Here is a 23,466-nt window from a genome sequence, read left to right as displayed (position 1 = left end):
TCGCTACCGGCGCTTGCGCTTCTCGCGCACCCGCACGGACACCTCGATCGGCGTGCCCTCGAAGCCGAACTCCTCGCGCAGCCGGCGCTCGACGAACCGCCGGTAGCCGGCCTCGATGAACCCGGACGCGAATAGCACGAACCTCGGCGGGCGGGTCGAGGCCTGCGTGGCGAACAGGATCCGCGGCTGCTTGCCGCCGCGCACGGGGTGGGGGTGCGAGGCCACGATCTCGCCGAGGAAGGCGTTGAGCCGCCCCGTGGGGACACGGGTGTCCCAGGAGTCGAGCGCCTTCTCCAGGGCGGGGACGAGCTTCTCGACGGCGCGGCCGGTCTTGGCGGAGATGTTGACCCGCGGCGCCCACGGGATCTGCACCAGCTCGCGCTCGATCTCGCGCTCGAGGTAGTAGCGGCGCTCCTCGTCGAGCAGGTCCCACTTGTTGTAGGCGACGACCAGGGCACGCCCGGCGTCGATGACCTGCTGCACGACGCGGATGTCCTGCTCGGCGATGCTCTGCTCGGCGTCGATGAGGACGACCGCGACCTCCGCCTTCTCCAGCGCGGTTTGGGTGCGCAGGGAGGCGTAGAAGTCGGCACCGCGCGTCTGGTGAACGCGACGGCGGATGCCGGCGGTGTCGACGAAGCGCCAGGTCTTGCCGCCGAGCTCGATCAGCTCGTCGACCGGGTCGCGCGTGGTGCCGGCGACGTTGTCGACGACGACGCGCTCGGAGCCCGCAAGCTTGTTGAGCAGCGAGGACTTGCCGACGTTGGGGCGGCCGATGAGGGCCACGCGGCGGGGCCCACCACGCTCGTAGGCGCCGCCGACGCCCGAGACCGCGGGCAGCACCTCGAGGACCGCGTCGAGGGCGTCGCCGCTCCCCCGGCCGTGCAGCGCGGAGACCGGCCACGGCTGGCCCAGTCCGAGGTTCCACAGAGCGGCGGCGTCGGCCTCGGTACGCTGGTCGTCGACCTTGTTCGCGATGAGGACGACAGGCTTGCCGGAGCGGCGCAGCAGCTTCACGACGGCCTCGTCGTCGTCGGTGGCACCGACCGTCGCGTCGACGACGAACATGACCACGTCGGCCAGCTCGACGGCGACCTCGGCCTGCTCGGCGACCCGCAGGTGGATGCCCGTGGCGTCGATCTCCCAGCCGCCGGTGTCGACGAGGGTGAACCGGCGGCCGGCCCAGTCGGCGTCGTAGGCGACGCGGTCGCGGGTCACGCCGGGCACGTCCTCGACGACCGCCTCGCGGCGACCGAGGATGCGGTTGACGAGGGTGGACTTGCCGACGTTCGGACGGCCGACGACGGCGACGACCGGACGCGGACCCTCCTCACGGGCGTACCCGTCGTCGTCGAGCTCCCCGTCGACGAGGGCGCGGTCCTCCTCGCTGAGGTCGAACTCCTCCAGGCCGGCGCGCAGGGCGCGCTCGACGGTGGAGTCGTCGGTCAGGTGCTCGGTCACGGCGGGTCCTCGGGGAGTCGTGGGAAGGCCGCCGCGGCGCTGGTATGCCGTGGGGCCGGCGTCCATTGTCTCGCACTTCGCGGGGTGTCCCGGACAGCGCGGCCCGGACGGGGCGCGCGGGCACGGCGCTGGGTGGGGACGAGGGCGCAGGGGGGGCGGTCAGCCCTCGTCCCCCGGGAGGAACACCTGGTGCCGGGCCTGGGACTCCCGGACGTGGGAGGCCAGGGCGTCGCGCACCTGCTCGGTCGCGGCGACGAGCCGCTGCCGACCGGTCAGGGCCGGGTCGGCGGCCAGGCGGACCGGATGCCCGAACTCGACCACCACCCTGCTGCGCAGTCGCGGGACGGAGTTCCTCGACGCGCCCGCCATCCGGGTGCCGAGGAAGGCCACGGGCACGACGACCGCACCGCCCTGCTGGGCGAGCCATGCCGCCCCCTGCTGCACCGCTGCGACGTCGCCTCGCCCGCGGGTGCCCTCGGGGAAGATCCCGACGGCTCCCCCGGACTGCAGGATGGCCACGGCGGCGCCGAGGGCGCCCCGGTCACCGGCGCCGCGGGTCACCGGGATGTGCCCGATGAAGGTGAGGAACCGCCCGAGCGGTCCGCGGAACATCTCCCGCTTCACGAGCACGCACGTCGGCCGCGGAGCCACGCCGGGGAGCATGGGCCCGTCGAGGAAGCCGACGTGGTTCCCGACGAAGACGACCGGACCCTGCTTCGGCACCCGGTCCCGGCCGATCACCCGCAGCCGGTAGAGCGCGTGGAAGAGCGGCCAGCCGATGACCATGTTGACCCGGACCCGCCAGGGGGCGGGGACGGGCGCCGGGCCGGTCCGGTCAGTCACCCGCGGACCTTGGCGGGCGCCTCCGCGTGCACGAGGTCCACGAGGGCCGCGACGCTCTGCTCGAAGTCGAGGTCGGAGGTGTCGAGCAGCGTCACGCCGTCCGCCGCGTCCATGAAGTCCGACACGGTGGAGTCGTCCTCGTCGCGGCGGACGATCTGGTCGCGGGTCGCCTCGACCGCGGCGGCGTGGTCGTCGCCGTGGAGCTCCTTGGACCGGCGGCGCAGGCGGGCCTCGACGCTGGCCGTGAGGAGGACGCGCACGTCGGCGTCCGGCGCGACCACGGTGGTGATGTCGCGCCCCTCGGCCACCACGCCACCGTTGCGGGTGGCGATGGCCTCGATGAGGTCGCGCTGGAGCTGCTGCAGCACGGGGCGGACGTCGGTGTTGGTCGCGACCTTCGAGACGACCTCCGACACCCGGGTGGTTCGGATGGCGTCCTCGATCTCGCGGCCGCTCACCCGCACGCTCGGGCGCGCCGGGTCGGTGCCCATCTCCAGGGGGATGTCACGAGCCGCCTGGGCGACGGCCGCGCGGTCGTCGAGGTCGACACCCTCCTCGAGGCACCACCACGTCACCGCCCGGTACATCGCACCGGTGTCGAGGTAGCCCACACCCAACCTGCGGGCGGCGGCTCGCGACACGCTGGACTTCCCGGAGCCGGAGGGGCCGTCGACGGCCACGACGAGGTGCTCACTGCTCATGGCGGTCGAGCCTAGTGGCCGCCCCGGCCGGCGGGCGCCCGAAGACCGGCCTCAGCCGTGCAGCCGCCAGCCCCGCGACCGCAGCTCCTCGCCGAGGCGCTCGACCACGCCGGGCAGCACCGAGATCTCCGCCAGCCCGAACGGCTGGCCCAGCCCGTGCTCGAGGTGCAGGTCCTCCAGGTTGACGCCCGCGTCCCCGACGTCGTGCAGCAGCCGGGCGAGCTCGCCCGGCCGGTCCGGGACCAGGACCACCACGACGCCGTATGCCGTCGGCGCCGCCCCATGCTTGCCGGGGATCCGCGCGTGGCCGGCGTTGCCGTGCGCGACGACGCGGGCCAGGACCTCACGGGCGCCGACGGCGTCCCCCTCGGTCAGCCGGTCCAGCGCGGTGACGACCTCGTCGAGCTCCTCCCGGAGGTCGGCGAGCACGTGCCGGACGGCGGGCGCGTTGCCGGTGAGGATCTGGGTCCAGAGCTGGGGGTCGCTGGCCGCGATCCGGGTGACGTCCCGGATGCCCGGGCCGGAGAGCGCGACGGCGCCCTCGCCGAGGTCGCGCAGCCGGCTCGCGACCAGGGAGGCCGCGACCTGCGGCACGTGCGAGACCGCCGCGACGGCCGCGTCGTGGGCCTCGGGGTCCATGGTGGACACGGTCCCGCCGGCGGCCCGGGCGAGCTCCTGCACCGTCTCCACGGCACCGGCGGAGGACTCGGCGTGCGGCACCACGACCCAGGCCCGGCCGTCGAAGAGGTCCCCGCGTGCCGCCACGGCACCCGACCGCTCGCGGCCCGCCATGGGGTGGGAGCCGACGTACCGCGTGACGTCGCCACCCCGGGCGCGGACGCCGTCGAGGACGGCGACCTTGACCGAGGCGACGTCGGTGACCACGGCGTGCGGCCACGAGGCGAGCTCGAGGGCGACCACCGCGCCCGCCACGTCCGGGGGCGCGGCGACCACGACGACGTCCGGGTCGGGTGTGTCGGCTCCGGCGACCGCTCCGGCCCCGAGGTCACGGGCCAGCGCCACCGCGGTGGGCGACGGGTCCGCCAGCGACACGGCATACCCGGCCCTGCTCAGGGCGATGCCCAGGCTGGTGCCGATGAGGCCGGTGCCGACGATCCGCACGGAGGGGGTCACGACGCGAAGGCTACCGACGACCTTGTCTCCAGCGTGGCGGCTGCCCACCGGGGTCAGACCCGTGTCTCCGGTGCTACGTCACTGATCAGCGTGGCCGATCAGTGACGTAGCAGCGCGAACACGTGGCCCGAGCTGCCTCGGGGAGCGGCGTGCGGTCAGAGGCCGGCGGCCGCGTAGAGCTTGCCGACCTCGTCGCTGTTGAGCTTGCGCATCTTGCCGGGCTTGGTGTCACCGAGGTGGATCGGCCCCACCTGGGTGCGCACGAGCGAGAGCACCGGGTGGCCGACGGCGTCGAGCAGGCGCCGCACGATGTGCTTGCGCCCCTCGTGCAGCACCACCTCGACGAGGGCCCTCCCCGGCTGGGAGTCCACGACGCGGAACGAGTCCACGGTGGCCGGCCCGTCGTCGAGCTCGACGCCCTCGCGCAGCCGCCGTCCGAGGTCGCGCGGGACCGGCCCGGCGATCTGGGCGAGGTAGGTCTTGAGCACGCCGTACTGGGGGTGCTGCAGCCGGTGGGCGAGGTCGCCGTCGTTGGTGAGGATGAGCAGGCCCTCGGTGTCGGCGTCGAGGCGTCCGACGTGGAACAGCCGCTGCTCGCGGTTGCCGACGTAGTCGCCGATGTTGATCCGGCCGAGCTCGTCGTTCATCGTCGTGACGACGCCGAGCGGCTTGTTGAACGCGAAGTAGAGCCGGTTCTCGTCGAGCTGGACCCGCAGCCCGTCGACGTGGACCACCTGGTCGGGACGGATCCGCACCCCGAGCTCGGTCACGACCTGCCCGTCGACCTCGACGCGCCCCTCGGAGATGAGGTTCTCGCACACGCGGCGCGAGCCGACGCCGGCCGCCGCGAGCAGCTTCTGCAGCCTGATGCCGTCCGGGTCGTGGACATCGACGTCGGGCCTGGCCGTCTCGCGGGGAACGCGGGTCGGCTGGCTGCGCTTGGTGGTCCCGGAGCTCCCACGCTGGGGGCGCTCGGACCGCTTGGCTGCCGGTCCTCCCCCGCTGCCGGCCCCGGCGCCGCGGAACCCGGCACCGCCGCCGCGCGTCCCGCCGCCGGATGCTCCGGGGCGGCCTTCGCCGGACGCGGACCTGCCGCCGGAGGAGGACCGTCCACCGCTGGAGCCGGACCGTCCACCGCCGGAGCCGGGCCGAGCACCGCCGGTGGGCCGTCCGCCACGGGAGGGCCGCTGGGGGCGGCCGCCCCCCGCGCCGCCGCGGTCCTTGGGCGGGGTCATGCCCGACCCTGCTCTGCGATCTCGTCGAGCATGTCGACCTCCGGGAGGTAGGGGGCCAGGGCAGGCAGCTCGTCGAGCGAGCCGAGGCCGAGGCGTTGCAGGAAGTAGGCAGTGGTGCCGTAGAGGACCGCGCCCGAGTCGCCCTCGGCACCCAGCTCCTCGATGAGCCCGCGGTTGAGCAGGGTGCGGACGACCCCGTCGACGTTGACGCCGCGGACCGCACTGACCCGCGAGCGGGAGATCGGCTGGCGGTAGGCGATGACGGCGAGGGTCTCCAGCGAGGCCTGGGTGAGCTTGGCCTGCTGGCCGTCGAGGAGGAACTTCTCCACGACGGGGGCGTAGTCGCTGCGGCTGTAGATCCGCCAGCCACCGGCGACGCTGCGCAGGGTGAAGCCGCGCTGCTGCTCGGCGTACTCGCGCTCGAGGCCCTCGAGGTGGTCGCGGACGTCGTCGACGGGCAGCTCCAGGGCGGAGGCCAGCGCCAGGTCGGTGACCGGCTCGTCGACCACCATGAGCACGGCCTCGATCGCGGACCGGGCGCCGCCGGGGAAGTCGCTGACGTCGAAGGCGATCTGCTCCTCGACCACGGGCTCCGCGACGGCCGACTCCTCGACGGCCGGCTCCTCGACCACGGGCTCCGCGACGGCGGGCGAGTCCACCGGCTCGCTCTCGGCCTGCTGCTCACTCATCGTCGGCGCTCTCCTGCGTCGTGGGGTCATCCTGCTCGGGCCGCTCGGGCTGCTCGCGTTCGTCGGCCTCGTCGCCCTCGTCGGACTCGTCGCCCTCGTCGGACTCGTCGGCCTCGTCGCCCTCGTCGAACTCGTCGCTGACGTCGATCTCGCCCTCGTCGGTGCCGGTCCAGCGCACCGTGAGCTCCCCCAGCGCCTCGGCCTGCTCGAACGCGATCGCAGCCTCGCGGAACAGCTCGAGCAGGGCCAGGAACCGCGCCACGATGACCAGCGTGCTGTCCGCGTCGGCGACGAGCGCCCGGAACGAGCAGACCCGCTCGGACCGCAGTCGCGTGCCGATGATGCCCGCCTGCTCGCGCACGCTCACCTGGGGGGTGTGGAGGTGGTCCAGCCCCACCGAGGGGGCCACCCTGGGGGTCATCGCCTTGGCCGCGATCATCGCCAGCTGCTCCGGCGTGATGCCCATGACGAGCTCGGGCAGGAGCTTGGCGAACTGCGGCTCGAGGCCGGCCTGGCGGGGCGTCATCCGCCCAGCCGTGGCCATGCGGTCCGCGAAGGTGAAGGCGATGTCCTTGAACGCGCGGTACTGCAGGAGCCGGGCGAACAGCAGGTCCCGCGCCTCGATGAGCGCCAGGTCCTCCTCGTCCTGCGGTCCGGTCTGCGGCAGCAGCCGTGAGGCCTTGAGGTCGAGCAGGGTCGCCGCGATGAGCAGGAACTCGGACGCCTGCGACAGGTCCCAGTCCCGGTCTGCCTCGCGAGCGGCCTTGATGTGGGCGATGAACTCGTCGGTGACCTTGGCCAGGGCGATCTCGGTGATGTCGAGCTTGTGCTTGCTGATCAGGCCGAGCAACAGGTCGAACGGGCCGGAGAACACGTCGAGGTGCACCTCGAAGGGCGTGACGGCGCCCCGCCGGGTGATGACGCCTCCCGGCGTGATCGGCTCCTGCTCAGGGGTGGAGGCCTGCTCAGGGGTGGTGACCTGCTGCTCGGCGGCCGCCACCGGGTCCTGGGTCACGACGGTCAGGCCGAACCGCCCCGAGCGATGAGCTCGCGGGCGAGCTGGCGGTACGAGGCGGCCGCACCGTGGGTGGAGGCGTACGTGGTGATCGGCTCCGCCGCCAGGGTGGCGTCGGGGAACTTCACCGTGCGGCTGATGACGGTGTGGAACACCTGCTCGCCGAAGTGGTCGACGACGCTGCGGACGACCTCACGGGAGTGCAGGGTCCGGGAGTCGAACATCGTCGCGAGGATGCCGTCGACCTGCAGCCGGGGGTTGAGCCGGTCGGTGATCTTGTCGATCGTCTCCACGAGCAGCGCGACACCACGCATGGCGAAGAACTCGCACTCGAGCGGGATCACGACGCCGTGGGCAGCGGTGAGGGCGTTGACGGTGAGCAGCCCGAGCGAGGGCTGGCAGTCGATGAGGATGACGTCGTAGTCGTCCATGACCGGTCGCAACACCCTGGCCAGGATCTGCTCCCGCGCCACCTCGCCGACCAGCTGGACCTCGGCGGCCGACAGGTCGATGTTGGCCGGGATGACGTCGAGGTTGTCGGTGGCCGTCTGCTGGATGACCTCGCGCACGTCGTGGCCGCGCTCGATGAGCAGGTTGTAGATCGTCACGTCGAGCTCGTTGGCGCGCACGCCCAGGCCCACGGACAGGGCACCCTGCGGGTCGAAGTCCACGAGCAGCACGCGCCGACCGACCTCCGCCAGCGCGGCCCCCAGGTTGATGGTGGTCGTCGTCTTGCCGACTCCGCCCTTCTGGTTGCACATGGCGATGATGCGGGCCGGGCCGTGGCCGTCCAGCGACGGCGGCTCCGGGAAGTCGGGCATCGGCCGACCCGTGGGCCCCAGCTGCCCCGCGCCCGCGGCCTCGATCCCGGGGAGCCGGCCGTCGGTCGACGGGGTGGGCTGGGGGGTCGCCTCGGGTGACGGCGACGGCTGGTGGTGCGTCGTGGTCGCCTCAGGGTCCACAGGCGTTTCACTCCCGGTGAGGTTGCGTTCGTCGGTCAGCCTCTCGCTGATCGCCCCGACCCTATCAGCGGGTATGCCGCGAACTGGGCTCACGGCGCCGACGGGACGTGGCGCGTCGAGCGGTGTCAGCGGGCCCTGGGGTGGGACTGGGCGTAGACCTCCCGCAGCCGCTGCACGGTCACGAGCGTGTAGATCTGGGTCGTGGTCACCGACGCGTGCCCGAGCAGCTCCTGCACCACCCGCACGTCCGCACCGCCGTCGAGCAGGTGCGTCGCGAACGAGTGGCGCAGGGTGTGCGGGGACAGGTGCCCGGACAGGTCCGCCCGCTCGGCCGCGGCCCGCAGCGCCGCCCACGCCGACTGCCGCGAGAGCCGGTTGCCCCGCTGGTTGAGGAACACCGCGGCAGTGCCCTTCCCCCGGGTGGCCAGCGCCGGGCGCCCGCGGACGAGGTAGGCGCTCAGGGCCTGCGCGGCATACGAGCCCAGCGGGACGAGCCGCTCCTTGCGGCCCTTGCCGAAGAGCCGGACCACCCCCTCCTCGGTGTCGATGTCGTCGACGTCGAGGCCCACGGCCTCGCTGATGCGGGCACCGGCGCCGTACAGCACCTCGAGCAGCGCCCGGTCGCGCAGGGCGACAGGGGTGTCCCCCACGCCCGCCGCGGCGAGGAGCCGCTCGACCTCCTCGACGGTGATGGCCTTCGGCAGGCGCGCGGGCGGCGTGGGCGGGCTCACGGCGGCCGTCGGGTCGGTCCCGACCTCCCCCTCGAGCGCGAGGAACCGGTGGAAGCCGCGCACGGCGACCAGCGTCCGGGCCGCCGAGGAGGCGGCCAGCGGACGGTGCCCCTCGCTGCCCTCGCGCAGCGAGGCGAGGAAGTCGGTGACGTGGGCCTCGCGCACGTCACCGGGGTCGCTGACCCCCTTGGCTGCCAGGTATGCCGTCCAGCGGGCCAGGTCTCGCCGGTAGGACGACAGCGTGTGCGGGCTCGCGCCGCGTTCGACGTCGAGGTGGTCCAGCCAGCCCCGGACGGCTCGCTCGAGCGCGCTGGCTGGTGGCACGGATGGGAGTGTAGGCGGCATGAAGCTCTACGCAGACCTGCCCGGCCGTCGCACCGCGCAGATCCTGGCCGACGTCGGGATGCTCGCGTGGGTGTGCGTCTGGGCGTGGGTGGGACGGTTCGTGCACGACTCGACGATGCAGCTCGCGGCGCCCGGCCACCGGCTGGAGAGCGCCGGCAGCGGCTTCCGCGAGCAGATGACCAGTGCGGGCGACACGGTGAGGGACGTGCCGCTCGTCGGGGACCGGATCGCCGCGCCCTTCCGCCAGGCGAGCGGCGCCGGGACCACGATCGAGCAGGCCGGCACCGACCTGGTCGACGCGGTCACGAAGCTGGCGAACCTCCTCGGGTGGGTCACCGCGCTCGTCCCGATCCTGGTCGTCGGCCTGGCGTGGGCACTGCTGCGAGGGCGGTTCGTCCGCCGGGCGAGCGCGGCCCAGCGGTTCCTCGACAGCGCGGCCGACCTCGACCTGTTCGCGTTGCGGGCCATGGCCACCCAGCCGATGCGCAAGCTCGCGGCGATCTCCGACGACCCGACCGGCGCGTGGCGGCGCGGGGAGGCCGCGACCATCCGCGCCCTGGCGCTGCTCGAGCTCGAGGACAGCGGGCTGCGGCCACCGGTCCCAGCAGGCACGCAGCCGACCTCAGTGGGCGGGCAGCCGGCCTGACCCCTCGGTGACGTCGCGCAGCCGGCGCGCGAGGTCCGGTGTGAGCGCGCCGGGCTCCATCCGCCAGCGCCAGCCGCCCTCGATGCCCGGGGCGTTCATCCGCGCGTCCGAGCCGAGGGACAGGACGTCCTGCGCCTGCGTCACGGCCAGGCCGCACGGGGCAGCGTGCGCCAGCTCGATGAGCGCCCACGAGGGCTCGTCGTCGATCCGGGACCTGGTCCCGGCCCGTCCGCACGCGTCCCGCGCCATCCGCCGGCGCTCCTCGGGCAGTGCCGTCCACCAGCCGCAGACGGTGTCGTTGTCGTGGGTGCCCGTGTAGACGACCTGGTTGGCCTCGAGCCGCTCGGGGTCGTGGACGTTGTCGGCGTACGCCGGCTCGAACGCGAACTGCAGCACGGCCATGCCGGGGTAGCCCAGGGCCCGGCGCAGGTCGACGACGGGCTGGTCGATGTCGCCGAGGTCCTCCGCGAGCACGGGCAGGGTCCCGAGCTCGGCCGTCGCGGCGTCGAAGACCGCCCGGCCCGGCCCGGGCTCCCAGCGGCCGCCCAGGGCGGTCTCGGCCCCCGCCGGCACGGCCCAGTACGCCGCGAACCCGCGGAAGTGGTCGACGCGCACGACGTCGAACAGCGCGAAGGTGCGCCGCATCCGCTCGACCCACCAGCGGTAGCCGTCCTCGCGCAGCGCGTCCCAGTGGTACAGCGGGTTGCCCCACAGCTGGCCGGTCGCGGCATACGCGTCCGGCGGCACCCCCGCGACGGCGTCGGTGCGGAAGAACTGCGGCCACGCGCGCTCGTCGGCGCCGTCGGGGGCCACGTAGATCGGCACGTCGCCCATGAGGCGCACGCCGCGCTCCGCGGCATACGCCCGCAGCGCGGACCACTCGCGGCCGAACCGGACCTGGTCGTCGAGGTCGCCGCCGTAGTCGGTCCAGGAGGGCACCCAGTACGCCTGCTGCTCGGCGAAGGCGCGCGCCTCGTCCGGGTCGACGGGCGCGTCGGGCTGCTCGAGCAGCGCCGGGGAGGCGGCGAACGCCGACGGCGACTTGTACGGCGACCCGTGGCGGTCCGGCACCGACACGGGCAGCACCTGCCACAGCGTCTGCCCCGCGTCGGCGAGCCAGTCGACGAACCGGCGGGCCTCGTCGCCGAGCCGGCCGCCCGGCAGCGAGGTGACGTGGCACTGGACGCCGCTGGACCGTGGTTCGGTGACCGGGCTGCCCGTCATGGGGTCCTCACTCCTGGGGGTCCTCACTCCTGGGGTCGTCCGCGGTGCGCAGGACGCGCGGGTGCAGGTCCTCCGCCGGAGGGTTCCACGCCGCCGCGTCCGCGTCGACCTGGGCCCCCGACCTGATGTCCTTCACCTGGTCGCCCCCGTCCTCGGCAGCACCGGTGAACCACACGAACGGGATGCCGCGCCGCTCTGCGTACCGGATCTGCTTGCCGAACTTCGCCGGCTTGGGCGCCACCTCGCACGCGATCCCCCGCTCCCGCAGGGCCGAGGCCACGGCCTGGGACGCAGCGCGGGACTCCTCGTCGGTGACCGCGACGAGGACGCACGCCGGGGTGGACCGGGTCGCCCGGACCAGCCCCTGCGAGAGCAGCAGGCCGAGCAGCCGGGACACGCCGATGGAGATGCCCACCCCCGGGTAGGTGGTGCGCCCGTCGGAGGCGAGCGAGTCGTACCGGCCGCCGGAGCAGAACGAGCCCCACGATTCGTACCCCTCGAGCTGGGTCTCGTAGACGGTGCCGGTGTAGTAGTCGAGCCCGCGCGCGATCTTGAGCTCGGCGACCATCGCCCCCGGCGCGTGCTCCAGGCCGGCGCGGATGACGGCGGCCAGCGCCTCGAGGCCCTCGTCGAGGGTGGGGTGCTCCACGCCGAGCGCCCGCACCTGCTCGACGAACGAGAGGTCCTCGCTGCGGATGGCGGCCAGTGCCAGGCACTGGTCGGCCTGCTCGGGCGTGCGCCCCGCCTCCACGAGCGCTTCCTTCACGCGGGCGGCGCCGATCTTGTCGAGCTTGTCGATGATCCGCAGGGTCTGCTGGATCTGCGTGTCGTCGTCCGTGCCGATCCCGATGCCGCGGTAGAAGCCCTCGGGGATCTTGCGGTTGTTGACCTGGATGACCATCCGGCCGATCGGCAGCCTGCGGAACACCTCGGCGACGACGAGCGGCATCTCCGCCTCGAAGTGCGGGGCCAGCTCCCCCACGTCGACCACGTCGATGTCGGCCTGGGTGAACTCGCGGTAGCGGCCCTCCTGGGGCCGTTCGCCGCGCCACACCTTCTGGATCTGCTGGCGGCGGAACGGGAAGGCGAGGTGCCCGGCGTTCTCCAGCACGTACCGGGCGAAGGGCACGGTGAGGTCGAAGTGCAGCCCGAGCTCGGCGTCGGCGACGGCCGCGGGGTCGTCGGCGTTCGCGAGGCGCCGGATGCCGTAGATCTCCTTGTCGGCGTCGCCGCCCTTGCCGAGCAGCCGCTCGACCGGCTCCACCGCGCGGGTCTCGATCGAGGGGAACCCGTGCAGCTCGAAGGTCTCGCGGATGACGTCGAGGAAGTGCTGCTCGACGATCCGCTGGTCCGGGAGGTACTCGGGGAATCCGCTGATCGGGGAGATCTTCACGTCACAAGCCTTGCAGATAGGGGTTGGTCGCCCGCTCGCGGTCCATGGTGGTGGCCGGTCCGTGCCCGGGGAGCACGAGGGTCGTGTCCGGCAGCGGCAGCACCACCTCGCGGAGGGAGTGCTGCATCGCGGTGTCGCTGCCGCCCGGCAGGTCGGTGCGGCCGATGGAGCCGGCGAAGAGCACGTCACCGGTGAGGACGGTGGAGCGCACGTCGACCTGCTCGGCCACGCCGTCCGGGACCGTGGGCAGGCGGAAGAGGACCGACCCCTCCGTGTGGCCGGGCGCGTGCACCACGTCGACGGTGAGCCCGGCCAGCTCGAGGGTCTGCCCGCCCGTGACGTCGACGACCCGCTCCGGTTCCTTCCAGGTGGCCCGCGCCCCGAACTGCTGCTCCACCATCGACAGCAGGGGTGCGCTGATGAGCGCGAGCGGGTCCCGCAGCCGGTACCGGTCCGCGGAGTGGATGTAGGCCGCCGTGTCGCCACCGCACACCGGGGTCACGGAGTAGACGTGGTCGAGGTGACCGTGCGTCAGCAGGACCGCCGCCGGCCGCAGGCGGTGCTCGCGCAGCACCTCGCGCAGGGTGTCCTCGATGCCGATGCCCGGGTCGACGACGAGGCACTCCTCACCGGGACCGGGCGCGATGACGTAGCAGTTCGCGTCGATGACCCGACCCGGGAAGGCGAAGGTGAGCACGGCCTGCAGCCTAGCCAGAGGGCAGCCTGCCTAGACTGACGCGCGTGACCAGAGAGCAGGAGCGGGCCCGCGCACGCCGACGGGCCGAGAAGTTGGACGCCAAGATCGCCGCCAAGCAGCGTGAGGCGGCCCGCAACCGCCAGGTCGCGTGGGTGGTGGCTGCCGTCCTCGTGGTGGTCGCGGCCTTCGTCCTGCTGGCCGGCAAGCTCTCCGGCGACACGCCCACCACGCCGGCCGCCGGCGCGACGGCGACGTCCTCCGCGCCCTCCGCCTCGGCCACCACCGCCGCGGTCGCGGGCTGCACCCCGGCCCCCCAGGCGCCGACGACCGCGAAGAAGGAGAAGCTCCCCGCCAAGTCGACGGCGGCCGGCAAGACCTTCACCGCCGTCGTCACGACCAACTGCGGTGACCTCACCTTCCAGCTCGACGGCTCCAAGGCACCGCAGACCGTCGCCTCCTTCGTGGCGCTGGCCCGGGACGGCTACTTCGCCGACTCCCCCTGCCACCGCGTCACCACCTCCGGCATCTACGTCCTGCAGTGCGGCGACCCGCTGGGCGGCACGGGCACCGGCCCCGGCTACACGTTCGGCCTCGAGAACACGCCGAAGGACGGCAAGTACCCCAAGGGAACCCTGGCCATGGCGCGCACCACCGACCCGAACTCGAATGCCGACCAGTTCTTCATCGTCTACAAGGACACCGACCTCAGCAGCGTCCCTGAGGGCTACTCCGTCTTCGGCACGGTCACGTCCGGAATGGATATTGTCGAGAAGATCGCCGCAGCAGGTGCGGCCGGCGGCACCGGTGACGGGGCCCCGAACGCGCCCATCAGCATCCTCAAGGTTGCTGTGACCGAGAAGAAGGCCTGACGTGACCGACCAGACGCCGAAGCCCACCCCGCCGAAGCCGGGGCCGCCCTCCCCCGCGGCCGTGCGCAAGGTCGCCCACGCCCCTGCGCCCGCCCCCGCTCCTGCGCCGCCCAGCGGCCCCCCTGCGGAGACCTTCGGGCGGGTCGCCGAGGACGGCACGGTCTTCGTGCGGACGGCGGACGGCGAGCGTGAGGTCGGCGCCTACCCCGGAGCCAGCGCCGAGGAGGCGCTGCACTACTTCGCCCGCAAGTACGACGAGCTCTACGCCTCCGCCGCCCTGCTGCACCAGCGGGTCACCACGACGGACCTGTCCGCCAAGGACGGCGCGGACGGGCTCACCAAGCTGCGCGAGCACTGCGCCGAGGCCAACGTGGTCGGGGACCTCGCGGCGCTCGACGCCAAGGTGGCCGAGATCGAGGAGGCCGTGACCGCGCGACGCGAGACCGAGGCGGCCGAGCGGTCGGCTGCCCGGGCCGCCGCGGCGACCGAGCGGGAGGCCATCGTCTCCGAGGCCGAGAAGATCGCCGCCCAGCCCGAGACCAAGATCCAGTGGAAGGCCAGCGGCGCTCGGATGCGCGAGCTGCTCGAGGAGTGGAAGAACCACCAGCGTTCCGGTGCGCGCCTCGACCGCGAGACCGAGGGCGCGCTGTGGCAGCGGTTCTCGGCCGCCCGCAACTCCTTCGACAAGGCCCGGCGGGTCCACTTCGCCCAGCTCGAGGGCACCCAGGCCGAGGCGAAGGCGGCCAAGCAGGCGCTCGTCGCCGAGGCCGAGGCCATGGCCACCAGCACCGACTGGGGCGTGACGGCCGGGGCGTACAAGCGGCTCATGGACCGCTGGCGCCAGGCCGGTCGCGCCTCCCGAGCCGACGACGACGCCCTCTGGGAGCGGTTCAAGGCGGCGCAGGACGCCTTCTTCGCCGCCAAGGACGAGGTCGCCGCGCAGGAGGACGAGGAGTACCGCGCCAACCTCGCCGTCAAGGAGGAGCTCCTCAAGGAGGCCGAGGCCATCCTCCCGGTGACCGACCTCGACGCGGCCAAGTCCGCCCTGCGGACGGTCCAGGAGAAGTGGGACGCCGCCGGTCGGGTGCCGCGCGGCGACGTCGACCGGATGGAGAAGGGCATGCGCCGGGTCGAGCAGGCCGTGCGCGACGCCGACGACCGGAGGTGGAAGCAGACCAACCCCGAGGTGGCCGCGCGCGCGCAGAGCATGGTCGACCAGCTCGAGTCGTCGGTCGCCTCCCTGCGCGCCGACCTCGAGAAGGCCCAGGCGTCCGGGAACGAGCGCAAGGTCAAGGACGCCCAGGACAAGTTGGAGGCCCAGGAGCAGTGGCTGGCCCAGGCCCGGGGCAACCTCGACGAGTTCTCCGGCTGACCGCGACCCGGACAGCCTGACCCCGACCGCCCCGCAGAGCCCGGTCCCCAGCTCGTGGTCGACGCACCCGCCGCGGCGCTGCTCGGGGCTGCCGGCCTGCACGCGGGCTTCCAGCTGACGGTCACCGCGCTCGTCTACCCGGCCCTGGCCCGCGTGCACGCCTCGGGGTGGACGGCGGCCCACGACCGGCACAGCCGTGCCATCACCCCGCTGGTCGGCCTCGTCTACCTGCTGCTGCTGACGGCCGGCGTCTGGGCCATGGCGGCGCTGCCGCTGACCGCCGGACTGGTCACGAGCGCCCTCGGCGCCGGGCTCGCCCTCGGGACGACCGCCGTGGTGGCCGCACCCCTGCACGGTCGCCTGGGCCGTGAGGGCCCCGCACCGGCGCTGGTGCGCCGGCTGCTGGTCGCCGACCGCGTGCGCTGCGCCAGCGCCCTGCTCTGCCTGGCCGGCGCTGCACTCGTCTGCCTGCGCCCCTGACGAAACGGCAGTTGCTGGCGTGAAACGGGACTTCTGAACTGCCGTTTCATGCCAGCAACTGCCGTTTTGCGGGGGGTCAGGTTGCACGTGAGGTAGGCCGTGCTGCGCTGCGAGCAGGGGGGTCAGGCCTTGGCTGCGGTCGCCTTGGTGCCGGTGATCCGGTAGACGTCGAAGACGCCGTCGATCCTGCGAACGGCCTTCATGACGTGCTCGAGGTGGCTGGGGTCGCCCATCTCGAAGGTGAACTTGCTGATCGCCACCCGGTCCCGCGAGGTCTGCACCGACGCCGACAGGATGTTGACGTGCTGGTCGGAGAGGACGCGCGTGACGTCGGAGAGGAGCCGGTTGCGGTCCAGCGCCTCGACCTGCAGCTGCACCAGGAACACCGAGGCCGACGACGGCGCCCACTCGACCTCGATCATCCGGTCCGGCTGGGACAGCAGCGACTCGGCGTTGGTGCAGTCGGTGCGGTGCACCGAGACGCCGTTGCCCCGCGTGATGAAGCCCATGATCGGGTCCCCCGGCACCGGGGTGCAGCAGCGCGCGAGCTTGACCCACACGTCGGCGGTGCCCACGACGACCACGCCCGGGTCCCCGGTCCGGCGGCGCATCGAGCGCGTCGGCGTCGTGGCCTCGGCGAGGTCCTCCGAGGCCCCCTCCTCGCCGCCGAGCGACGCGACCAGCCGGCCCACCACGTGCTGGGCGGACACGTGCCCCTCGCCCACCGCGGCATACAGGGCGTCGATGTCCTGGTAGCGCAGCTCGGACGCGAGCCCGGTCAGGGTCTCCACGGTGAGCAGGCGCTGGAGCGGCAGGCCCTCCTTGCGCATCGCCTTGGCGATGGCGTCCTTGCCGGTCTCGATGGCCTCCTCACGCCGCTCCTTGGAGAACCACTGCTTGATCTTGTTGCGGGCGCGCGGGCTCTTGACGAAGGTCAGCCAGTCACGCGATGGCCCGGCGCCGTCGGCCTTGGACGTGAGGACCTCGACGACGTCGCCGTTCTCGAGGGTGGACTCCAGCGGCACGAGCCTGCCGTTGACCCGGCCGCCGATGCAGTGGTGGCCGACCTCGGTGTGCACGGCGTACGCGAAGTCGACCGGGGTCGAGCCGGCGGGCAGTGCCACGACCTCGCCCTTGGGCGTGAAGACGTAGACCTCGCGGGCGTTGATCTCGAACCGCAGCGAGTCGAGGAACTCACCCGGGTCGGAAGTCTCCTTCTGCCAGTCGAGCAGCTGGCGCAGCCAGGCCATGTCGCTGATGGGGCCGGTCTCGCCGTCCCGCGCCGTCGCGGCCGAGGCGGTCGCGTCCTCCTTGTACTTCCAGTGGGCGGCGACGCCGTACTCGGCGCGGCGGTGCATCGTGTGGGTGCGGATCTGGATCTCGACCGGCTTGCCCTCTGGCCCGATGACCGTCGTGTGCAGCGACTGGTACATGTTGAACTTCGGCATCGCGATGTAGTCCTTGAACCGCCCGGGCAGGGGGTTCCACCGCGCGTGCAGCGCACCGAGCGCCGCGTAGCAGTCGCGCACCGAGTCGACGAGCACGCGCACCGCGACGAGGTCGTAGATGTCCTCGAAGTCGCGGCCGCGCACGATCATCTTCTGGTACACGGAGTAGTAGTGCTTGGGGCGACCGGTGACGGTCGCCTTGATCTTCGCAGCCTTGAGGTCCTCGCTGACCTGCTCGCGCACGCCGGACAGGAACTCCTCGCGAGCCGGGGCGCGCTCGGCGACCAGCCGGACGATCTCGTCGTACACCTTGGGGTAGAGCGTCGCGAACGACAGGTCCTCGAGCTCCCACTTGATGGTGTTCATGCCGAGCCGGTGGGCCAGCGGGGCGTAGATCTCGAGGGTCTCGCGAGCCTTGCGCTGGGCGGACTCCACCGAGACGTAGCGCCACGTGCGGGCGTTGTGCAGCCGGTCCGCGAGCTTGATGACCAGGACGCGGATGTCCTTGGCCATCGCGACGACCATCTTGCGGACGGTCTCGGCCTGGGCCGCGTCGCCGTAGGTCACCTTGTCGAGCTTGGTGACGCCGTCGACGAGCATCGCGACCTCGTGGCCGAAGTCCTTCTCGAGCTGGTCCAGGCCGTAGGCCGTGTCCTCGACCGTGTCGTGCAGCAGCGCGGCCGCGAGGGTGGGCGGGGTCATGCCCAGCTCGGCGAGGATGGTGGTGACCGCGAGGGGGTGCGTGATGTACGCGTCGCCGGACTTGCGCTTCTGCCCCCGGTGGGCCTCCTCGGCCACGACGTAGGCACGCTGGATGACCGTGAGGTCGGCCTTCGGGTGGGTGGCGCGGACCGTCTGCAGCAGCGGCTCGAGGACGGGGTTGGCCGGGGCCCCGCGGGCGCCGAACCGCGCCAGTCGCGCCCGGACCCGGCTGGCCGAGGACGGACCGGTCCCGATGGGGCCGGTGGCGACGTCCTCGGTCATGACGAAAGCCTACGTGATCCGGCCGTGCCGTCGACGCAGGTCCGGGGTCCGCCGGCCTCAGTCCCCCGTGACGACGACCGACGTGTGGACCTCGCGGCCCGCGAGCCGGTCCCGGCCACCGAGGAAGGTCAGCTCGACCAGCACCTCGAAGGCGACGACCGTCGCGCCGACCTGCTCGACGAGGCGGCAGGACGCCTCGGCCGTGCCGCCGGTGGCGAGCACGTCGTCGACGACCAGCACCCGGGCGCCCGGCTCGAACCCGTCCTCGTGCACCTCGATCGTCGCGCTGCCGTACTCGAGCTCGTAGGACAGCGACACGGTCGCGCCCGGCAGCTTCCCGGCCTTGCGGACCGGCACGAAGCCGATGCCCAGCTCGTGGGCCACGGCGGCGCCGAAGATGAACCCCCGCGCCTCGACGCCCGCGACGACGTCGACGCGCCCGGCATACCGCTGCGCCATGTCGCGCACGACGTCGCCGAGGAGCACGCCGTCGGCGAGCACCGGCGTCAGGTCCTTGAACACCACCCCGGGCTCGGGGAAGTCGGGGATGTCGCGCAGGGCGCGGTCCACCCGCTCGGCGAGGGTGAGCACGGTCTCGTGGGTCGTCATCGGTCGTGGGTCCCGGCCGCGCTCAGCGCCGCGACTTCGGCGCGCGACGAGGCTGGTTGCGCGGGCCCGACGTGGCGTACCGGTGCGTCTCCCGGGCCACGGCCGTGCGGGCAGCCGTGGGGGTCGCCTCGCGCTCCGGCGCGCCCTCGTCGGACGGCTCGTCGGTCTCGGGGAGCTCGTGCGCGTGCGGGGCGACGTCGTGCGAGGTGGGGGCCCCGTGCCGCTGCTGGTAGCGCAGGGCGGCCTTCTCCAGCTGCTGCACCTCCGGCTCCTTCGACCGCAGCGTCACCAGCAGCGGTGTCGCGATGAAGATCGAGGAGTAGGCGCCGACCGCCATGCCGATGAAGAGCACGAGCGAGAGGTCGAGCAGGGTGCCGGGACCGATGGTGGCGAAGCCGACGACCAGCACCGCCAGGGTCGGCAGCAGCGCGACGACCGTGGTGTTGATCGAGCGGACCACCGTCTGGTTCACGGCGAGGTTCGCCGCCTGGGCGTACGTGACCCGCTTGCCCGCGAAGGCCTCGCCCGTGTTCTCGCGCACCTTGTCGAACACGACGACGGTGTCGTAGAGCGAGTAGCCGAGGACCGTGAGGAAGCCGATCATGGTCGCCGGCGACACCTCGAAGCCGGTGAGGGCGTAGACGCCCACGGTGATGACCATGTCGTGCAGCAGGGCGACCAGGGCCGCCAGCGCCATCTTCCAGGTGCGGAAGTAGAGCGCCATCACGAGCATCGTCAGCGCGAGGAAGACGATGAGGGCGCGCAGCGCCTGCTGGCTCAGCGACGCACCCCACGACGGGCCGATGAAGTTCGCGCTCACCTTGTCGTTGGGGACGTCGAACTCCTTGGCGAGGGCGTCCCTGACGTTGGCCGACTGCGTGTCGTCGAGCTGCTCGGTCTGCACGCGGACCGTGTTGCTGCCGAGCTTGGTGACGTTCGCGTCCTGCGCCGAGCCGACCGAGCGGACGGCGTCCTTGGCCCGGGCCTCGTAGTTCTGGGTGCCGGCCGCCGTGGTGGAGACGCGGAACTCGGACCCACCGGTGAACTCCAGCCCGAGGTTCAGGCGGAAGACCAGCAGGCCCACGAGCGCGATCACCATGACGACACCGGACGCGATGTACCAGCGGCGGCGGTTCTGGATGAAGCGGACCGACCGCTTGCCGGTGTAGAGGTCGTTGCCGAGCTGGGCGAAGTTGATCATCGGGCGCTCCCCTGGGTCGCGGTGGCGGCCGGGGCGGCGAACCGCCCCCGTCCGACGTAGCGCGGCGTCACCTTGGCCCCGAGGCGCTCAGGGCTGAGGCCAGACCACTTGTGGCCGCCGCCGAAGAACTTCGTCTCGGCCAGCACGCCCACCACCGGGTGGGTGAACAGGAACACGACGAGGATGTCGAGCAGGGTCGTCAGGCCGAGCGTGAACGCGAAGCCCCGCACGCCGGACGAGGCGAGGAAGTACAGCACCACGGCGGCGAGGAAGTTGACGCCGTCGGCGACGAGGATGGTCCGGCGGGCGCGGCGCCAGCCGGTCTCCACGGCCGCCCGCAGCGGCCGACCCTCGCGGACCTCGTCCCGGACCCGTTCGAAGTAGACGATGAACGAGTCGGCCGTCACGCCGATCGCGACCACCAGGCCCGTCACGCCCGCCATGTCGAGGCGGTAGTTGTGCGACCAGCCGAGGATCGTGATGAGCAGGTAGGTCAGCAGGCCGGCGATCGCGATGCTGGCCACCGTGACCAGGCCGAGCGCGCGGTACTGGAACAGCGAGTACACGGCGACGAGGGCCAGGCCGACGAGCCCCGCGAGCAGGCCCATGGTCAGCTGCTCCGAGCCGAGGGTCGGGCTGATCTGCTCCCGCGTCTGCAGGGTGAACGAGATCGGCAGCGCCCCGAACTTGAGCTGGTTGGCGAGGGCGCGCGCGCTCTCGATCGTGAAGTTGCCGGTGATGCTGGCCTGGCCGTTGAGGATGGCCTCGTTGAAGGACGGCGCCACGATGGAGCGGTTGTCCAGCACGGCTGCCATGCGGTTGCGCGGCGGCTCCAGGCCGACCATGCGCTTGCTCGCCTCGCCGTACGCCTTGGCGCCGGCCGACTTGAACGACAGCGAGATCTCGACCGTGCTCGACGGCTGGCCGTTGGACAGCGGGCGGTACCCGGCGGCGGCCTTGTCGATCTGGTTGCCGTCGACGATGACCGGTCCGAGGATGAACTTCTCGACGCCGTCGTCGCTGCAGGTCACCAGCGGCTTCTTCGGGTCGTTGACGATGTTCTCCAGCACCCCGGGCTTGGAGCAGTCGAGCGCCTCGAACTGCTTCTGCAGCTCGGGCGTCACCCAGGCCAGGTCGTTGGGGTTGGTCGGCGTCGCGCCCGTCCCGCCCGTGGTGGCGGTGCCGGTCGGCGTCGCTGCGCCGGTGGTGGCGGTCGCGGCACCGGTGGTGGCGGTCGCGGCGCCGGTGGTCGCCGAGGGGGTGGGCGGCGGGGTCGTCGCCTGCAGGAAGGAGCCGGGCAGGGCGCTCTTGGCCGTGGTGGTCGCCGCACCGGTGGCGGTCGGGACCTGCGGGGTGCCAGTGGCCTTGCCGGTGGCCTTCCCCGTGGGGGAGCCGGTCGCGGTGCCGGTCGCCGTGCCCGTGGCCGTCGGGGCCGGCTGGGGGCTCCCCGGGCCCGAGACGAGCACGCCGCGGAACTGCATCTGCGACGAGCGGCGGATGGCCTCCTCGTCCTGCTTGGACGGCTCACCGGGCATCGACACGACGATGTCGTTGCCGCGGGTGGTCACCTCGGCGCCGGACACACCGTTGGAGTCGATCCGCTGGACGATGATCCCGCGGGCCTGGTCCAGCTGCTGGCTGGACACCTTCTGGCTGCCGACCAGCTTGGGCTGCAGCACCATCTCGGTGCCGCCCTCGAGGTCCAGCCCCAGCTTGGGCGTCCAGCTGGCCGTCCCCCACGTGTTGGCGCTGAAGAGCAGCGCGCCGAGGGCGACCGTGATGGCGGCCAGCCAGGCCAGCACCTTCAGCGGCTTGCGGATGTACGGGTTCGTTGCCACGGGCTGCTGACCCCTAGTCAGTCGGGCTGGGCGCGTCGGTGGACGAGCCGCCGGCCGCGGGCGGCGTGCCGTCCGTGGTGGGCGTGGGCGTCCTGGTGCCGATGGCGCGCCGGTCGAAGCGGATGGTGACCCCCGGGCTGACCTCGAGGGTGACGACGGCGTCGTCGAGTGCGGTGATGCGGCCGAAGACACCGGAGGTCGAGCACACCTCGTCCCCCACGGACAGCCCGGCCTGCAGGTCCTGGGTCTGCCGCTGCCGCCGCCGCTGGCTGAACACCATGAAGGCGATGAGCGCGACCGGCAGGAGGAAGATGAGCAGGCTGGACGCGGACGAGCCGCCGTTCGACATGGGAAAGGTCCTTCGGGCAGGGTGCTTGGACGCGCCGGGCTGGGCGACCGCCCGAGTGTAGGTGACACCGGGCATACCGACCAACGTGGCCCGCGCGGGTCGCGTTCCAATCGTGACCAACCCGTGCGGCGGCCTCAGGCGCCGAAGCGGCCCTCGCCGTCGAGCGGCAGGGGGACCTGCACGTCCGCACCGGGGGGCGGGGTGAGGCCCAGGTGCGTCCACGCCAGCGCGGTCGCGGCCCGGCCCCGGGGCGTACGCGTCACGAGTCCCTCGCGCACGAGGAACGGCTCGGCGACGGTCTCCACCGTGTCGGCCTCCTCCCCCACGGCGACCGCCAGTGTGGAGAGCCCGACCGGGCCCCCGGCGAACCGGCGGCACAGGGCGTCGAGGACGGCGCGGTCGAGCCGGTCGAGCCCGCGGTCGTCCACGTCGAAGAGGGCGAGGGCGGCGTGCGCCGCCTCCTCGTCGACGACGTGCCGGCCGTGCACCTGGGCCCAGTCGCGCACGCGGCGCAGCAGGCGGTTGGCGATGCGCGGCGTACCCCTCGACCGGCGCGAGATCTCCAGGATGCCGGCCTCGTCGGCCGTGACGTCGAGCAGCCGCGCCGAGCGGCGCAGGATCGTCACGAGGTCCTCGGTGGCGTAGAAGTCGAGGTGGCCGGTGAACCCGAACCGGTCGCGCAGCGGTGCCGGGAGCAGGCCGGCCCGCGTGGTGGCCCCCACGACGGTGAACGGCGGCAGCTCGAGCGGGATCGCGGTCGCGCCCGGACCCTTGCCCACGATCACGTCGACCCGGTAGTCCTCCATGGCGAGGTAGAGCATCTCCTCGGCCGACCGCGACATGCGATGGATCTCGTCGAGGAAGAGCACCTCGCCCTCGGAGAGCGAGGACAGCACCGCCGCCAGGTCGCCCGCGTGCTGGATGGCGGGCCCGCTCGTGATCCGGATGGGTCGCTCGAGCTCGGTGCCGATGAGCATGGCGAGGGTGGTCTTGCCGAGCCCGGGCGGCCCGGAGAGCAGGACGTGGTCGGGGGCGCTCCCCCGGCGGCGGGCCGCCTCGAGCACGAGGGACAGCTGGTCACGGACCCGGGACTGGCCGGAGAACTCGCTGAGCCGCCGGGGCCGCAGGGCGTTCTCGACGGTGCGCTCGTCGGCGTCGCTACCGGGGTCGACGACGCGCGCGGTCGCGTCGACGGAGTGGTCCTCGAACATCTCGGAGGAGAAGCCGTCGGCCACGGCGC

22 protein-coding genes are annotated in these 23,466 nt (G+C 72.9%); 4 read left to right on the top strand and 18 right to left on the bottom strand.

From position 1 onward, the window contains the following. Positions 1-3 precede the first annotated feature (3 nt). The 9 genes from der to xerD all read right to left on the bottom strand — a co-directional run bounded on the left by der (position 4) and on the right by xerD (position 9,116). Positions 4-1,527: a ribosome biogenesis GTPase Der gene (gene der, locus ACYVDO_RS04805; protein WP_460933265.1), complete on the bottom strand. Its 1,524-nt coding sequence runs from the start codon at positions 1,525-1,527 to the stop codon at positions 4-6. Between the two features lie 93 nt (positions 1,528-1,620). Beyond that, the gene (locus ACYVDO_RS04800; RefSeq protein WP_460933263.1) at positions 1,621-2,304 is read right to left on the bottom strand and encodes a lysophospholipid acyltransferase family protein; all 684 of its coding nucleotides are present in this window, start codon (positions 2,302-2,304) and stop codon (positions 1,621-1,623) included. After that, positions 2,301-3,005, bottom strand: coding sequence for a (d)CMP kinase (cmk, locus tag ACYVDO_RS04795; protein ID WP_460933261.1), 705 nt, complete (start codon positions 3,003-3,005; stop codon positions 2,301-2,303). The genes ACYVDO_RS04800 and cmk overlap by 4 nt, the downstream gene beginning before the upstream one ends. Before the next feature lie 51 nt (positions 3,006-3,056). Then, positions 3,057-4,139: a prephenate dehydrogenase gene (locus tag ACYVDO_RS04790; protein ID WP_460933259.1), complete on the bottom strand. Its 1,083-nt coding sequence runs from the start codon at positions 4,137-4,139 to the stop codon at positions 3,057-3,059. Between the two features lie 155 nt (positions 4,140-4,294). Beyond that, on the bottom strand, positions 4,295-5,374 hold the full coding sequence (locus ACYVDO_RS04785) for a pseudouridine synthase (protein ID WP_460933257.1): 1,080 nt from the start codon (positions 5,372-5,374) through the stop codon (positions 4,295-4,297). Continuing rightward, positions 5,371-6,063: an SMC-Scp complex subunit ScpB gene (gene scpB / locus ACYVDO_RS04780; RefSeq protein WP_460933255.1), complete on the bottom strand. Its 693-nt coding sequence runs from the start codon at positions 6,061-6,063 to the stop codon at positions 5,371-5,373. The genes ACYVDO_RS04785 and scpB overlap by 4 nt, the downstream gene beginning before the upstream one ends. After that, positions 6,056-7,000 (bottom strand): segregation and condensation protein A, encoded by a 945-nt coding sequence (locus ACYVDO_RS04775; RefSeq protein ID WP_460933425.1) that lies wholly within the window; start codon positions 6,998-7,000, stop codon positions 6,056-6,058. Before ACYVDO_RS04775 ends, scpB begins: the two co-directional genes overlap by 8 nt. Positions 7,001-7,083: 83 nt before the next feature. Next, positions 7,084-7,899 carry a ParA family protein gene (locus ACYVDO_RS04770; protein ID WP_460933253.1) on the bottom strand — a complete coding sequence of 272 codons (816 nt, stop codon included), beginning with the start codon at positions 7,897-7,899 and terminating at the stop codon, positions 7,084-7,086. 266 nt (positions 7,900-8,165) lie between these two features. After that, the gene (gene xerD, locus ACYVDO_RS04765; protein ID WP_460933251.1) at positions 8,166-9,116 is read right to left on the bottom strand and encodes a site-specific tyrosine recombinase XerD; all 951 of its coding nucleotides are present in this window, start codon (positions 9,114-9,116) and stop codon (positions 8,166-8,168) included. On the opposite strand from xerD, the gene ACYVDO_RS04760 reads away from it, so the two are divergent. Then, positions 9,115-9,762 carry a hypothetical protein gene (locus ACYVDO_RS04760; RefSeq protein ID WP_460933249.1) on the top strand — a complete coding sequence of 216 codons (648 nt, stop codon included), beginning with the start codon at positions 9,115-9,117 and terminating at the stop codon, positions 9,760-9,762. The genes xerD and ACYVDO_RS04760 overlap by 2 nt on opposite strands. Here ACYVDO_RS04760 and ACYVDO_RS04755 read toward each other — a convergent pair. Genes ACYVDO_RS04755 through ACYVDO_RS04745 form a run of 3 tightly spaced genes read right to left on the bottom strand, consistent with a single transcriptional unit; the run spans position 9,739 to position 13,076 of the window. Next, positions 9,739-10,986 (bottom strand): 4-alpha-glucanotransferase, encoded by a 1,248-nt coding sequence (locus ACYVDO_RS04755; RefSeq protein WP_460933247.1) that lies wholly within the window; start codon positions 10,984-10,986, stop codon positions 9,739-9,741. The two genes, ACYVDO_RS04760 and ACYVDO_RS04755, sit on opposite strands and share 24 nt — an antisense overlap. A gap of 7 nt (positions 10,987-10,993) precedes the next feature. Further along, positions 10,994-12,379 (bottom strand): histidine--tRNA ligase, encoded by a 1,386-nt coding sequence (gene hisS, locus ACYVDO_RS04750; RefSeq protein ID WP_460933245.1) that lies wholly within the window; start codon positions 12,377-12,379, stop codon positions 10,994-10,996. A 1-nt stretch (position 12,380) separates the two neighbouring features. Next, positions 12,381-13,076 (bottom strand): MBL fold metallo-hydrolase, encoded by a 696-nt coding sequence (locus tag ACYVDO_RS04745; protein ID WP_460933243.1) that lies wholly within the window; start codon positions 13,074-13,076, stop codon positions 12,381-12,383. A 44-nt stretch (positions 13,077-13,120) separates the two neighbouring features. On the opposite strand from ACYVDO_RS04745, the gene ACYVDO_RS04740 reads away from it, so the two are divergent. From ACYVDO_RS04740 to ACYVDO_RS04730, 3 genes are read left to right on the top strand one after another with little or no spacing between them, the layout of a single operon-like run. Then, positions 13,121-13,945 carry a peptidylprolyl isomerase gene (locus ACYVDO_RS04740; RefSeq protein WP_460933241.1) on the top strand — a complete coding sequence of 275 codons (825 nt, stop codon included), beginning with the start codon at positions 13,121-13,123 and terminating at the stop codon, positions 13,943-13,945. A 1-nt stretch (position 13,946) separates the two neighbouring features. After that, positions 13,947-15,317: a DUF349 domain-containing protein gene (locus ACYVDO_RS04735; protein WP_460933239.1), complete on the top strand. Its 1,371-nt coding sequence runs from the start codon at positions 13,947-13,949 to the stop codon at positions 15,315-15,317. A 54-nt stretch (positions 15,318-15,371) separates the two neighbouring features. Then, complete coding sequence (locus ACYVDO_RS04730) at positions 15,372-15,797, top strand: hypothetical protein (RefSeq protein ID WP_460933237.1); 426 nt, start codon at positions 15,372-15,374, stop codon at positions 15,795-15,797. Between the two features lie 122 nt (positions 15,798-15,919). Here the strand turns inward: ACYVDO_RS04730 and ACYVDO_RS04725 are convergent, their stop codons facing one another. From ACYVDO_RS04725 to ruvB, 6 genes are all read right to left on the bottom strand, one after another. Next, on the bottom strand, positions 15,920-18,229 hold the full coding sequence (locus tag ACYVDO_RS04725; protein ID WP_460933234.1) for a RelA/SpoT family protein: 2,310 nt from the start codon (positions 18,227-18,229) through the stop codon (positions 15,920-15,922). A 57-nt stretch (positions 18,230-18,286) separates the two neighbouring features. After that, positions 18,287-18,838, bottom strand: coding sequence for an adenine phosphoribosyltransferase (locus tag ACYVDO_RS04720; RefSeq protein WP_460933232.1), 552 nt, complete (start codon positions 18,836-18,838; stop codon positions 18,287-18,289). A gap of 22 nt (positions 18,839-18,860) precedes the next feature. Next, complete coding sequence (gene secF, locus ACYVDO_RS04715) at positions 18,861-20,039, bottom strand: protein translocase subunit SecF (protein ID WP_460933230.1); 1,179 nt, start codon at positions 20,037-20,039, stop codon at positions 18,861-18,863. After that, entirely contained in the window at positions 20,036-21,877 is a 1,842-nt protein-coding gene (gene secD / locus ACYVDO_RS04710) for a protein translocase subunit SecD (protein ID WP_460933228.1), read from the bottom strand. The genes secF and secD overlap by 4 nt, the downstream gene beginning before the upstream one ends. A gap of 13 nt (positions 21,878-21,890) precedes the next feature. Further along, the gene (gene yajC, locus ACYVDO_RS04705; protein WP_460933226.1) at positions 21,891-22,226 is read right to left on the bottom strand and encodes a preprotein translocase subunit YajC; all 336 of its coding nucleotides are present in this window, start codon (positions 22,224-22,226) and stop codon (positions 21,891-21,893) included. Positions 22,227-22,360: 134 nt separating this feature from the next. After that, on the bottom strand, positions 22,361-23,437 hold the full coding sequence (ruvB, locus tag ACYVDO_RS04700) for a Holliday junction branch migration DNA helicase RuvB (RefSeq protein ID WP_460933423.1): 1,077 nt from the start codon (positions 23,435-23,437) through the stop codon (positions 22,361-22,363). Between the last annotated feature and the right edge of the window lie 29 nt (positions 23,438-23,466).

This window comes from Phycicoccus ginsengisoli, assembly GCF_054779295.1.
This window is presented reverse-complemented; position numbering and strand designations above follow the sequence as displayed.